This window comes from Nonomuraea sp. NPDC049758, from assembly GCF_040674635.1.
Taxonomy (GTDB): domain Bacteria; phylum Actinomycetota; class Actinomycetes; order Streptosporangiales; family Streptosporangiaceae; genus Nonomuraea.
Genome location: NZ_JBFAMZ010000035.1, coordinates 28,975 through 41,860 on the forward strand (window position 1 = coordinate 28,975; position 12,886 = coordinate 41,860).

Genomic DNA, 12,886 nt, shown 5'->3' on the forward strand with positions numbered 1-12,886 from the left:
ACAGTTCAACTTGTACGGCGTATAGTTGTCAACCGTGATGGGAAAACTGGACGCGCGGACCATCGCCGAGCGGGCGCTGGAGATCGGCGACACCGAGGGGCTCGACGCCGTGACGATCCGCCGGCTGGCGACCGACCTGGGCGTGACGCCGATGGCCCTCTACTGGCACTTCAAGAACAAGGACCAGCTCCTGGTCGGCATGGCCGACCACCTGATCGGCGGCTTCGTGCCGGAGCCGGCCGACGAGCGGCCCTGGCAGGAGCAGCTCCGCGACCTGACCCACGGGCTCATCAGGACCCTGCGCACCCATCCCTGCGCCAAGAACGTCATCGAGCAGATCGACCCGATCTCCGTCCCCAACTTCCTGGTCGTCTGGGACAAGGCGCTGGGCCTGGCCCGTACGGCCGGGTTCGACGTGGAGGAGAGCTGCCTGATCACCAAGTACCTGCTGCAGAGCGCCCTGTCGATCGCCGACGCGCCCGTGCACTTCAAGGCCGGCCGGACCGGCGAGGAGATCGACGAGATGGTCAGGGCCAAACGGGCCGGCCTCCAGTCGCTGCCGCCCGAGAAGTACCCGTACCTGGTCGAGATGGCCTCACCGCTGGTCGCGGGCGCCGACCCGGCCTTCTACGACTCCTTCGGCGTCGACCTCGTGCTGCGCGGCATCGAGGCGCTGGCCGCCGGGCGTTAGGGTCGGGATCATGCCCTTCGAGCTGGTCTGCGAGATCGAACCGCCCACCAAGCCCGATCTGAAGCGCGTACGCCACCAGATCGGCACGCTCAGCCAGGTCGCCCATTCCTTCCTGATCCCCGACAACCACATCGGCCGGGCCACCGTGTCCAGCGTGGCGGTGGCCCACGAGGTGGAGGCGATGGGCGGGCGCAGCATCGCCTGTCTCAACTCCCGCGACCGCAACCTGCTCGGCTTCCACCGCGACCTGCTGACGGCCGCGGCGTACGGCGTCGACCAGTTCCTGTTCGTCCACGGCGACAAGCCGGCCAGCGGCAGCCGGACCAGCGACCTGACGGTCCGCTCGATGATCGAGGAGGCCAGGGGCTTCTCACCGGCCTTCCGCGTCGGCGCGGCGGCCGGGCTGCGCCCGCTGCCCGCCTGGAAGCGCGCGGCCGACTTCCTGTTCGCCCAGGTCAGCTTCTCGGTCGAGGCGCAGGTCCGGTGGCGCGAGGCCAACCAGGTCGACGTGCCGGTCTACGCGGGCGTCATGGTGCTGGCCAGCGAGCGCCACGCCCGTACGCTGGCCGCCGCCATCCCCGACATCGCCCTGCCCGGCGAGCTGGTCGAGCGGGTGGCCGCCGACCGCATGGCGGGCGTCGAGGCGGCCTGCGAGCAGGTGTTCGCGCTGCGCGACTCGGGCGCGTTCGACGGCGTGCACCTCATCCCGGTCTCGCGCTACCGCGACGTGGAGTCGAGGCTCGCCGGAGCCCTCTGAGACCGGGCGAGCGCGGCCAGCACCGCGCCCGCCAGCGCCACGGCGAACAGCACCGCGTACGCCCGCTGGAAGCCGTCCATGAGCTGCCCGACGGCCACCGGGGAGAGCGTGGACAGCGTGCCCGCGTACACCTGGGCGCGCAGCGCCGGGCCCACGGAGCTGGTCACGACGCTGAGCGACAGGCCCACGCTGATCACGATGCCGACGTTCATGATCATGACGCGGAAGCCGTTGACCACGCCCAGGCTGCCGCTCGGCAGGGCGGCCATGACCTGGGTGGTGTTGCCGGTCAGGAACGTCCCGCTGCCGCAGCCGGCCACGAACAGGGCGATCCCCGTCACCCAGTACGGCGTCGCCGGGTCGGCCGTCAGCATGAGCGCGCCGAGCCCGAGCGCGCTCATCGCCGCGCCGCCGATCGACAGCCCGTACGGCGAGACCCGCGGCCCGAGCAGGCCCGCGATCGGCGAGGCCAGCCCGATGCCCACCGGCACCGGCAGCACGCTCAGCCCGGCCGAGAACGCGTCGAGCCCGCGCGCCGCCTGGAAGTAGAGCGCGACCACCAGGATCAGCGCGGACCGCGCGAGCGCGTTGCAGAAGGAGGCCAGGTTGGCGTAGGCCAGCAACCGGCCGCCGAACAGCCGCAGGTCCAGCACCGGGTTGGTCGAGCGCCGCTCGGCCAGCACGATCAGCGGCACCAGCAGCACGAACAGCGCCGCCCCCGTCAGGACGACCGGGCTGGTCAGGCCGCCCGACCCGGCCTCATTGACCGCCAGCAGCACGGCCGACAGCGCGGCGAACACCAGCACGTTGCCGAGCGCGTCCACCGGCTGCCTGGGCCTCTTCGGCATCTTGCGTAAGATCACCGCGCCCCAGCCGAGCGCGATCAGCCCGGCGGGCACGTTCACCCAGAAGATCCACTGCCAGCCGGCGGTCTCGGCGATCAGGCCGCCGAGCGTCGGGCCGGCGAGCTGGGCCACCGACAGCGTGCCGATGTAGACGCCCATGCCCTGGCTGAGCCGTTCGGGCGGGAACGCGTCGGTGATGATCACCGTGCCGTTGGCCAGGATCATGGCCGAGCCGATCGCCTGGAGCACGCGCATGCCGACCAGGAACCAGACGTCCGGTGACAGCCCGGCCAGCAGCGAGGCCACGGTGAACAGGGCGAAGCCCGCCAGGTACACCTCGCGCCGGCCGAGCAGGTCGGCGACCCGGCCGAAGAACACCAGGCTCGCGGTGTTGACCAGCAGGAACGCCAGCAGGATCCATCCCGACTGCGTCGCGTCGGCGTGGAAGTGCCGCACGACGGTCGGCAGCGCGACGTTGAGCGTGCTGCCGGCGATGCCGATGAGGACGAGGCCCAGGCTGGTGACCGAGCACACGCGCCAGGCGTAGCGCATGCGGGTGCCGGCTTCGGGGGTGACCGCGACCATGCCTCCCACTATGACGTACGTCGTACGTCCGTTTTGTACCAGGGGTCACCTGGCTCGCCTGCGTAACCCCTCGACGTCGTGGATGACCACCCGCCGCCGGCCGGTCTCGATGAGCCCGCGGTCCCGCAGGGTCCGCAGCGCCTTGCTGACCGCCTCCCGCGAGGAGCCCGTCCAGCCGGCCAGCTCGTCCTGGCTGAGCGGCAGGGCCACCCGGACGCCGGTGCTGGTGCGCTCGCCGTACCGGTCGGCCAGTTCGAGCAGCCGGGTCGCCACCCGGCCGGTGGTGTCGTACGCGCCGTACTCGACGCGCTTGCGGTCGGCGTCGCGCAGCCGGCCGACGAGGAGCTGCAGAAGCAGGACGGCGATGCGGCCGTGCCCGGCCAGGAAAGCGCTGAAGTCGCGGACCACGATGCCCTGGATCGGCTCCAGCGCGGTCACGGTGGCCGAGCGCGGCGAGCCGTCCACGGCCGACATGTCGCCCAGCAGCGCCCCCGGGCCGCGTACCGCAAGGACCACCTCGGTGCCGCTGCTCGTGTGCGAGGACACCTTGACCCGGCCCTGCGTCAGCACGAGCACCCAGTCGGCCGCGTCGCCCTCGGTGATCACCGTCGTGCCGCGGTCCCATCGCCGCGGGCGCCCGGCAGCTCGCAGCGCCTCGACCTCCTCGGCGGTGAGCAGGGAAAGGAACTCGCCGGGCTCTGGATCCATGCGCCGATTATGTATGCACGGCTATTGCCGTTCTATGGCATTCCAGTCAGAACGTACGCGGCCACGAGCTCTTCCTTGCCCTTCAGGCTGAGCCGTCCGAGGGCGTTCACCGAGGCGTCGCGGCCGAGCTGCCTGAGGGTCGTCTCGCCGATCACCACCGTCCCCGGCTCGGCCAGGGCCTGGAGCCTGGCGGCCACGTTGACGCAGTCGCCCATCGCGTTGAAGCCGCGTAACTCGGGGCTGCCGATGTTGCCGACCAGCGCGGGGCCGGTGTTGACGCCCACCCGGAAGGTCGGCCACTCCACCTCGCCGACGCGTTTCCAGGCCATCTCCTCGGCCACCTCGGCGGCGGCCCGCTGCATCTCCAGCGCGGCCCGGCAGGCCGCCCTGGCGTGACCGGCCTGCGGGGCGGGCGCGTTGAACAGGGCCAGCATCGCGTCGCCGACGAACTGCACGATCGTGCCGCCGTTGTTCAGCACGCAGGGGACGGCGGCCGTGTGGTAGCGGTTGAGCATCTCGACGATCTCGCCGGGCGCGACCTGCTCGGAGAACGAGGTGAACCCCTTGAGGTCGGCGAAGAGCGCGGTCAGCTCCCGCAGCTCGCCGCCGAGCGCCGCCCGCGCCGGGTCGGCGAGCAGGGCGTTGGCCACGTCGGGCGACATGTACTGGCGGAAGAGGGTGTCCAGCTCCTGGTAGAGGCGGGCGTTCTCCAGCGAGATGGACAACTGGCCGGCGAGCGTGGCGGCCAGCGCCTCGTCGTGGCCGCCGCGGCCCACCGGCACCTCCAGCACGCCGGCGAGGTGGCCCCTGACCGTGAGCGGGTAGGCCAGCCGGTGGTCGCGGCGGATCGGGCCGTCGCCCTCGAACTCGTACGAGCGGGAGCCGATCTGGGTCTTCCCCTCCGACACCAGTGCGATCTTGACGTCTCCGTACGCCTGCCTGACCCGGTCGAGCGCGGTGGTCAGCAGCTCGCCCTCCGGCAGGCCCACGCGGGTCTGCGCGCTCACCGCCACCAGCGCGGCCAGCCGCTCCGACAGCTCCCGCTCGTGGGCCAGCGCCGTCCCGGCCCGGTCGAGCACGGCGGCCTGGCTCTCGTTCAGCCGGAACTTGCCCGACAACCGGGCCGCGGCCAGCGGCTCGCCCCTTCGTACGTGCTCGACCAGCTCCTCCAGGGCCTGGTCGTAGTCCTGCCGGAGGCGGGCGACGGTCGCCGCCAGCGTCACCGAGTCGAACAGCCCCGCGCTCGACCCCTCGCGCCGGAACTGCAGGTAGGCGCTGTAGGCCACGAACACGAAGGCGAGGGTGAGCAGCGCGTGCCACTCCCACCACGTCAGGTGCCAGTTGAGCTGCGACATCCCGGCGACCATCGCCTCGGCCAGCAGCGCGTACGCGGTGATCAGGCTGACCAGCATGGCCGAGGGGCGGCGGCGGTGGAGCAGGAACATCAGCACGCCGGCCGCGCCGTACAGCAGGACGCCGGGGATCGAGGCCGCGCCCAGCCAGCTCACCGGCGCGACCGGTGGCGGCTGACTGAGCTCGGTCAGCTCGGGCACCAGCGAGACCAGCGCCCACAAAAGCATGAACCCGAACAACACCGCCCGGACGAAGTGCTGCCCCGCCAGCACGCTCCTGGCCGCCCGCTCGCCCAGCGGCAGGGCCGAGGCGAACGCGAACATCGAGGCGATCGTGAGCCCCACCTGCTGCCCGAGGTCGAAGCCCAGCGAGCCGGTCGGCAGGATGATGCCCGGCGTGGCCAGGCCGTGCAGGAGGAAGAAGCCCGCGCTGCTGAGGAACACCATGGAGACCAGGAACAGCCGGGCGTCCTGACGGCGGCGCGCGGCCTCGGTGATCAGCCCGCCGAGCGCCACGTTGATCCCGGCCACCGCGACGATCATCCAGAAGTGGCCCGCGTTGTGCTGCCAGACGACGTTGAGGTGTGGCTGGGCGAGCAGCAACCAGAGCCCCAGCAGGGGAAGGGCGAGGTGGATGACCCAGACCACGCCTCGGACGGGCTGCGTGGCCGGCGGCAGGTAGGTGCTGGGCACAGACCCGATTATGCACGCGGGATCGCCGCCGCCAATGCGTCCTTTTACCCACTGCGATGGCGACAGTCGGTCAATCCGGTCAGTAACCCTCCGTTTCGTGACAAATACGTTATGTAGTTTCTGCCAACCTTTGGAACGGTCGAAACGTGAATCTCATGCACCACATGAGCATCACTTGTTTCCTGGAAGGAAAGCCGTGGCTATCAACGTTCGCGGTGGGCGTACGCTCACCCTCGCCACTGTCGGAGCGCTCGCCGCCTCGCTCCTCGCCGTCGGTGGCGTGGCCACCGCCTCGTCGGCGGCGAGCGAGGTGTACGCCTGCGTGCACAAGAAGACGCGGTACGTCCGCATCGTCAACCCGACCACGCCGTGCCGCAAGACCGAAGAGCGCGTCGTGATCGGCGGCAGCACGACGCAGCTGAACGGTGGCACGTCCGGCCCCAAGGGCGACCAGGGACCCCAGGGCAAGCAGGGCCCGCAGGGCGAGACGGGTCCGGTGGGCCCCCAGGGCAAGCCCGGCCTCCCCGGCAAGGACGGCGAGCGCGGCCCGGCGGGCCCCCAGGGCCCGAAGGGCGACGACGGCAAGGACGGCCTCCCCGGCAAGAACGGCCAGGACGGCCAGGACGGCAAGCAGGGCCTGCCCGGCAAAGACGGCGAGCGCGGCCCGGAGGGCCCCAAGGGTGACACCGGCCCGCAGGGCCCCCAGGGCCCCAAGGGTGAGCCCGGCACCGGTGGCGGCGTTACCGGTGCGACCGTCGTCAGCGCGAACTTCTCCCACAACAAGTCCGCAAGCGCAAGCTGCCCGGCGGGCAAGATCGCAACTGGTGGCGGCTACTCCGCCGGCGCCAACGGCAAGACCACCGGTAGCTACCCGACCGTCGAAGGCGGCACCCCCAAGGGCTGGACTGTCACGTTCGACAGCAACGCCAGTGGCATCGTCTACGTGATCTGCGTCTGACAACGCTGAAAGGGCCGGTGCGGGGGTTCACCCCCGCACCGGCCCTTTCGTGTACGTCAGCCGAACAGCGCCGGCAGCGTCGCCGAGTGGGTCTCGCGGATCTCCTCGACCCCCACCTCGAACACGCCCTCGACCACCAGCGACGCGCCGCCGGTGACGCCGAGCCCGTAGCACGGCACCTCGTGCCGCCCGCACAGCGCCGCGAACTCCTCGAACGCCTCCGGCCGCACCGCGACCAGGGCCCGCGCCGCCGACTCGCTGAACAGGTCGGTGAACGGCTCGCCGCTCAGCGCCACCGTGGCCCCGATGCCGCGGGCCAGGCACGACTCGGCCAGCGCCACGGCCAGCCCGCCGTCGGACAGGTCGTGCGACCCCTCCAGCAGCCCGCGGGCAGCGGCCTCGACCAGCACGGTCGCCAGCGCCTGCTCGGCCTCCAGATCGGCGTGCGGCGGCAGGCCGCCCAGGTGGCGGTGGGCCACGTGCGCCCACTCCGAGCCGCCGAACTCCTCGGCGGTGTCGCCGAGCAGCACCACCCGCAGTCCCTCGGCGGTGAACCCGGACGGCACCCGCTTGGCCACGTCGTCGATGACGCCGAGCACGCCCACGACCGGCGTGGGGTTGATGGCCGTCGAGCCCGTCTGGTTGTAGAAGGAGACGTTCCCGCCGGTCACCGGCACGCCGAGGGTGCGGCAGGCGTCGGCGAGCCCGCGTACGGCCTCGGCGAACTGCCACATCACCTCGGGGTCCTCCGGCGAGCCGAAGTTGAGGCAGTTGGTGACGGCGAGCGGCTTGGCACCGGTCACGGCCACGTTCCGGTACGCCTCGGCCAGCGCCAGCTGCGCCCCCGCGTAGGGGTCGAGCTTGGCGTAGCGGCCGTTGCCGTCGGTGGACAGCGCGATGCCCCGGGTCGTCGGCTCGGCTCCGGCGATGACCTCGGAGATGCGCAGCATCCCGGCGTCGGCGGGCTGGGCCAGCACGGTGTTGGAGCGGACGTAACGGTCGTACTGGGAGGTCACCCACTCCTTGGAGGCCAGGTTGGGCGAGCCGAGGAGCTGCAGCAGGGTGGCCCGCAGGTCGTCGGGGCGCGCCAGCCGGTCGGGGGTGTCGGTGTTGAGCGCGCCCTGCCCGGCCGGCTCGTGGTAGGGACGCTCGTAGACCGGGCCCTCGTCGGCGGCGGTGCCCGGCGGGATGTCCACGATGACCTCGCCGTCCCAGGTCATGACCAGGCGGCCGGTGTCGGTGACCTCGCCGATGACGGTGGCCGGGACGTCCCACTTGGCGCAGATCGCCATGAACGCGGGGATGTCGTCGGGCCGGACCACGGCCATCATCCGCTCCTGGGACTCGCTCATCAGGATCTCCTCGGGCTTGAGCGAGGAGTCGCGGAGCGGGACCAGGTTGAGGTCGACCTTCATGCCGCCGGTGCCCTTGGCGGCCAGCTCGGTCGTGGCGCAGGAGACGCCGGCCGCGCCGAGGTCCTGGATGCCGACGACCACGTCGGCCGCGTAGAGCTCCAGGCAGCACTCGATGAGCAGCTTCTCCATGAACGGGTCGCCCACCTGCACGGCGGGCCGTTTGGCCTGCGACTCGTCCTCGAACGTCGCCGAGGCCAGCACGGACGCGCCGCCGATGCCGTCGGGACCCGTGGACGCGCCGAACAGCACGACCTGGTTGCCCGGCCCCGGCGCGGTGGCCAGCTTGATCTGGTCTTTGCGCAGCAGGCCGACGCACAGCGCGTTGACCAGGGGGTTGCCGATGTAGCAGGGGTCGAAGACGACCTCGCCGCCGATGTTGGGCAGGCCCAGGCAGTTGCCGTAGTGGCTGATGCCCTCGACCACGCCGGGCAGCACCCGCCGGGTGTCCACGGCGTCGGCGCCGCCGAAGCGCAGCGCGTCCATGACGGCGATCGGGCGGGCGCCCATCGACATGATGTCGCGCACGATCCCGCCGACGCCGGTGGCCGCGCCCTGGTGCGGCTCGACGTAGGACGGGTGGTTGTGCGACTCGATCTTGAACGTGGCCGCCCAGCCGTCGCCGATGTCGACGACGCCCGCGTTCTCGCCCATGCCCACGAGCAGCGCCTCGGACTTGGGCGCCTTGGTGGCGAACTGCCGCAGATGCACCTTGGACGACTTGTACGAGCAGTGCTCGGACCACATGACGCTGTAGATGGCCAGCTCGGAGCCGGTGGGACGGCGACCCAGGATCTGCTGGACCCGGTCGTACTCGTCCTGCTTCATCCCCAGCTCGGCGAAGGGCATCGGCTCGTCGGGGGTCTCGGCGGCCCGCTTGACGTTGTCGGTGCTCATGCGTTCACCAGATTCTTCAGGATGGACGTGAAGAAGCCGAGCCCGTCGGTGCTCGGCGCGCCGACCAGCTCCTCCACGGCGTGCTCGGGGTGCGGCATGAGGCCGACCACGTTGCCCGCCTCGTTGCGGATGCCGGCGATGTCGTTGAGCGAGCCGTTGGGGTTGCCCCCGGCGTAACGCACGACGACGTGGCCGCCGGACTCCAGCTCGGCCAGCGTCTCCGCGGAGGCGACGTAACGGCCCTCGCCGTGCTTGACCGGCAGCACGATCTCCTGGCCCTGCTCGAAGGAGCCGGTCCAGGCGGTCGCGGTCTGCTCCACCGTGAGCCGCTGGTCGCGGCAGACGTAGTGGAGCGAGGCGTTGCGGGTGAGCGCGCCGGGCAGCAGGTGGGCCTCGCAGAGGATCTGGAAGCCGTTGCAGGTGCCGATGACCGGCAGACCGGCCTTGGCGGCCGGGACGAGCTCGTCCATCAGCGGGGCGAACTTGGAGATCGCGCCGCACCGCAGGTAGTCGCCGTAGGAGAAGCCGCCGGGCAGGAAGACGGCGTCGACTCCCTTCAGGTCGTGGTCGGCGTGCCACAGCGGGACCGCCTGCGCGCCCACGAGGCGCACGGCTCTGGCGGCGTCCTGGTCGTCGAGAGTTCCTGGAAACGTGACTACGCCCACACGGGCAGCGCTCATGACAGTCGTCCCCTCCGAGGAATGCGCACGCGCGTGCCACCGTCTCTTTGGGGGCGGACGGCGGTCTACGGCGGTGTACTCAGATTATCGGGTGCGCGGCTGTGTTCCGGGCAGCGGGTCAGGCCGCGCCCAGACAGCGCTCAGACAGCGGCCAGCTCGCGGTGACGGGCGCCCTCGGCCTCGTCGTCCCAGGCGAGCATCTTGCGCAGGTGGACCGTCGTGCCGCGGCCGGGCGTGGTGCCGAAGGAGATCTCGTCCACCACGGACCGCATGATGAGCAGGCCGCGGCCGTTCTCGGTGTCGGGCGGAGGGAAGTGCAGCGGCATCGACGGGAGGCCGTCGCCGTTGTCGGCGACGCGCACGTCGCAGCGGCCGTAGCCGATCGACGCCGAGACCTCGTAACGATTGGCGGGGCCGCCGTGTCGCACCGCGTTGGAGCACGCCTCGGAGACGGCGAGCAGCATGTCGGCGATGCAGGTCTCACTCACGTTGAGTGACCGCATCGCGTCGCCAAGCACTCGCCTGACCATCGGTATGCCGATCGCATCCCGAGGCAGCGCCAACGAGAACTCAATATCCACCGGACTCCTCCGGGCTCCGGAATGTCACCTGGAGTAGGTTTCCCTGTGAAATCGGGGCTAACCGCAAAATCACGTTGTTGTTATTTAGTGTTGGCACGCCCGTGGCATTGTGGCATGCCCGAACGCGACTTTAACTCACCAGGGGTAAAACCAGGCATCAAATGTGCCTTCTACCCCTCAACCCGGACGCTGTAGTCCTCGATCACGGTGTTGGCCAGGAGTGTCTCGGCCATCTTCCGTACCTCGTCGAGGGCCGCCTCGTCGGCCGGGCCCTCCAGCTCGACCTCGAACCGCTTGCCCTGACGGACCGCCGAGACGCCGGAGAAACCGAGCCTGGGCAGCGCCCTGGCGATGGCCTGGCCCTGCGGGTCAAGGATCTCGGGCTTGAGCATGACGTCGACGATGACGCGCGCCACTACGTTCCTCCTGGGTGGAGTGGGTGCTTGGGAAAGCAAGCCTACCGGCGCGCATGGCCGTCAACACAACGGGAACGGGGAGGACATGGGGCTTGCGCGGAGGGCTGTGACGTCTGCCACGATGTCCCCAAACGCGTATGAACCACCACCACATGGTTCGCACGCACACACGGCTGGCCTCAGGTGGCGACCCCATCGACACCGGCCCCGATCGCACAGGAGCGGCACGTGACAGTCGACGCCTCTCGTGGTGCCGAAGCACCCCCTGAGCTCGTGCAGTTGCTCACTCCCGAAGGAGTGAGGGTCGAGCATCCCGACTACGACATAGACCTGACGCCCGAAGAGGTCAGGTCGCTCTACCGCGACCTGGTGCTCGTCCGGCGCATCGACCTGGAGGCCGTGGCGCTGCAACGTCAGGGCGAGCTGGGCATCTGGGCCTCGCTGCTCGGCCAGGAGGCCGCCCAGATCGGTTCGGGCCGCGCGCTCACCGACTCCGACATGGCCTTCCCCACCTACCGCGAGCACGGCGTCGCCTGGTGCCGTGACGTCGACCCGGTGAAGCTGCTCGGCCTGTTCAGGGGCGTCAACCACGGGGGCTGGGACCCCAAGGAGCACAACTTCCACCTGTACACGATCGTGATCGGCAGCCAGACCCTGCACGCGGTCGGCTACGCCATGGGCATCCAGCGCGACGACGCCTCCGCCGCCACGATCGTCTACTTCGGCGACGGCGCCACCAGCCAGGGCGACGTGAACGAGTCGTTCATCTGGGCCAGCGTGTTCAACGCGCCCGTCGTCTTCTTCTGCCAGAACAACCAGTGGGCCATCTCCGAGCCGCTGGAGAAGCAGAGCCGCATCCCCCTCTACCGCCGGGCCTCGGGCTTCGGCTTCCCGGGCATCAGGGTCGACGGCAACGACGTGTTCGCCTGCCTCGCGGTGACCAGGAAGGCGCTCGAAGCCGCCCGTACGGGCCAGGGGCCGACGCTGATCGAGGCGTTCACGTACCGGATGGGCGCCCACACCACGACCGACGACCCGACCCGCTACCGGGTGGCCAGCGAGCTGGAGGCGTGGAAGCTTAAGGACCCGATCGAGCGGGTCAAGTCGTACCTGTTCCGCAACGAGCTGGCCGACCAGGGCTTCTTCGACGCCGTGACCGCCGAGGCCGACCAGCTCGGCGCCGACCTGCGCAGGCGGTGCCTGGCGATGCCCGACCCCGAGCCGCTCGATATCTTCGACCACGTCTATCGCGAGCCCCACGCGCTCATCGACGGAGAGCGCGCTCAGTTCGCCGCCTACTTGGAGGGCTTCGAGAAATGACGGTGTTGAGCCTGTCCAAGGCGCTTAACGAGGGCATGCGCCGCGCCATGGAGGACGACCCCAAGGTCCTCATCATGGGCGAGGACGTCGGCAAGCTCGGCGGCGTGTTCCGCGTCACCGACGGCCTGCAGAAGGACTTCGGCGAAGACCGGGTCATCGACACGCCGCTCGCCGAGTCCGGCATCATCGGCACCGCGATCGGCCTGGCGCTGCGCGGCTACCGGCCGGTGTGCGAGATCCAGTTCGACGGGTTCGTGTTCCCGGCCGCCGACCAGATCATCACGCAGCTCGCCAAGATGCCCATGCGCTCGCTCGGCGCGATCAAGCTGCCCGTCGTCGTGCGCATCCCGTGCGGCGGCGGCATCGGCGCGGTCGAGCACCACAGCGAGTCGCCCGAGGCGTACTTCGCGCACACGGCCGGCCTGCGCGTGGTCGCCTGCTCCAACCCGGCCGACGCCTACACCATGATCCAGCAGGCCATCCGGAGCGACGACCCGGTCATCTTCTTCGAGCCCAAGCGCCGCTACTGGGAGAAGGCCGACATCGACACGGCCTCGACCGACTGGTGGACGCCGTTCGACAAGGCCACGGTCGTGCGGCCCGGCTCCGACGTCACGCTGCTGGCCTACGGCCCGATGGTCAAGACCTGCCTGGAGGCCGCCGCGGCCGCCGAGGACGACGGCCGCTCGCTGGAGGTGATCGACCTGCGCTCGCTCAACCCGCTGGACGAGCCGCTGGTCATGGAGTCCGTCCGCCGCACCGGCCGGGTGGTCGTGGTCCACGAGGCGCCCGTCTACAGCGGCTTCGGCGCCGAGCTGGCGGCCCGGATCACCGAGCAGTGCTTCTACCACCTGGAGTCGCCCGTCCTGCGGGTCGGCGGCTTCTCCACCCCCTACCCGCCGTCGAAGCTCGAAGAGCACTACCTGCCCGACCTGGACCGGGTGCTGTACGCCGTCGACCGCGCCTTCGGGTTCTGAAAGGGGGACGCGCT

The 12,886-nt window shown here is 70.6% G+C and carries 12 protein-coding genes; 5 read left to right on the forward strand and 7 right to left on the reverse strand.

Annotated elements, in window-relative coordinates; all coding sequences use genetic code 11:
• Nucleotides 1-37: 37 nt before the first annotated feature.
• Nucleotides 38-691 (forward strand): TetR family transcriptional regulator, encoded by a 654-nt coding sequence (locus AB0J46_RS48020; protein ID WP_364342961.1) that lies wholly within the window; start codon nucleotides 38-40, stop codon nucleotides 689-691.
• Nucleotides 692-701: 10 nt separating this feature from the next.
• The gene (locus AB0J46_RS48025; RefSeq protein ID WP_352320480.1) at nucleotides 702-1,448 is read left to right on the forward strand and encodes a methylenetetrahydrofolate reductase; all 747 of its coding nucleotides are present in this window, start codon (nucleotides 702-704) and stop codon (nucleotides 1,446-1,448) included.
• Here AB0J46_RS48025 and AB0J46_RS48030 read toward each other — a convergent pair.
• Genes AB0J46_RS48030 through AB0J46_RS48040 form a run of 3 tightly spaced genes read right to left on the reverse strand, consistent with a single transcriptional unit; the run spans nucleotide 1,409 to nucleotide 5,631 of the window.
• The gene (locus AB0J46_RS48030) at nucleotides 1,409-2,878 is read right to left on the reverse strand and encodes an MFS transporter (RefSeq protein WP_364342886.1); all 1,470 of its coding nucleotides are present in this window, start codon (nucleotides 2,876-2,878) and stop codon (nucleotides 1,409-1,411) included. The genes AB0J46_RS48025 and AB0J46_RS48030 overlap by 40 nt on opposite strands.
• A gap of 45 nt (nucleotides 2,879-2,923) precedes the next feature.
• Nucleotides 2,924-3,586 (reverse strand): Crp/Fnr family transcriptional regulator, encoded by a 663-nt coding sequence (locus AB0J46_RS48035; protein WP_364342889.1) that lies wholly within the window; start codon nucleotides 3,584-3,586, stop codon nucleotides 2,924-2,926.
• Between the two features lie 32 nt (nucleotides 3,587-3,618).
• Complete coding sequence (locus tag AB0J46_RS48040; protein WP_364342892.1) at nucleotides 3,619-5,631, reverse strand: adenylate/guanylate cyclase domain-containing protein; 2,013 nt, start codon at nucleotides 5,629-5,631, stop codon at nucleotides 3,619-3,621.
• Between the two features lie 196 nt (nucleotides 5,632-5,827).
• On the opposite strand from AB0J46_RS48040, the gene AB0J46_RS48045 reads away from it, so the two are divergent.
• Nucleotides 5,828-6,589: a hypothetical protein gene (locus AB0J46_RS48045; RefSeq protein ID WP_364342895.1), complete on the forward strand. Its 762-nt coding sequence runs from the start codon at nucleotides 5,828-5,830 to the stop codon at nucleotides 6,587-6,589.
• Nucleotides 6,590-6,645: 56 nt separating this feature from the next.
• Here the strand turns inward: AB0J46_RS48045 and purL are convergent, their stop codons facing one another.
• From purL to purS, 4 genes are all read right to left on the reverse strand, one after another.
• Nucleotides 6,646-8,898: a phosphoribosylformylglycinamidine synthase subunit PurL gene (purL, locus tag AB0J46_RS48050; protein ID WP_364342898.1), complete on the reverse strand. Its 2,253-nt coding sequence runs from the start codon at nucleotides 8,896-8,898 to the stop codon at nucleotides 6,646-6,648.
• Nucleotides 8,895-9,578: a phosphoribosylformylglycinamidine synthase subunit PurQ gene (gene purQ, locus AB0J46_RS48055; protein ID WP_364342901.1), complete on the reverse strand. Its 684-nt coding sequence runs from the start codon at nucleotides 9,576-9,578 to the stop codon at nucleotides 8,895-8,897. Before purQ ends, purL begins: the two co-directional genes overlap by 4 nt.
• A 140-nt stretch (nucleotides 9,579-9,718) precedes the next feature.
• A complete protein-coding gene (locus AB0J46_RS48060) occupies nucleotides 9,719-10,108 on the reverse strand; it encodes an ATP-binding protein (RefSeq protein ID WP_364342904.1) in 390 nt (129 codons plus the stop codon).
• Nucleotides 10,109-10,329: 221 nt separating this feature from the next.
• Entirely contained in the window at nucleotides 10,330-10,575 is a 246-nt protein-coding gene (gene purS / locus AB0J46_RS48065) for a phosphoribosylformylglycinamidine synthase subunit PurS (RefSeq protein ID WP_352320496.1), read from the reverse strand.
• Between the two features lie 228 nt (nucleotides 10,576-10,803).
• Here purS and pdhA point away from each other — a divergent pair, with 228 nt between their 5' ends.
• Nucleotides 10,804-11,895 (forward strand): pyruvate dehydrogenase (acetyl-transferring) E1 component subunit alpha, encoded by a 1,092-nt coding sequence (pdhA, locus tag AB0J46_RS48070; protein WP_358302009.1) that lies wholly within the window; start codon nucleotides 10,804-10,806, stop codon nucleotides 11,893-11,895.
• Nucleotides 11,892-12,872, forward strand: coding sequence for an alpha-ketoacid dehydrogenase subunit beta (locus tag AB0J46_RS48075; RefSeq protein WP_364342908.1), 981 nt, complete (start codon nucleotides 11,892-11,894; stop codon nucleotides 12,870-12,872). The genes pdhA and AB0J46_RS48075 overlap by 4 nt, the downstream gene beginning before the upstream one ends.
• Nucleotides 12,873-12,886: the final 14 nt, after the last annotated feature.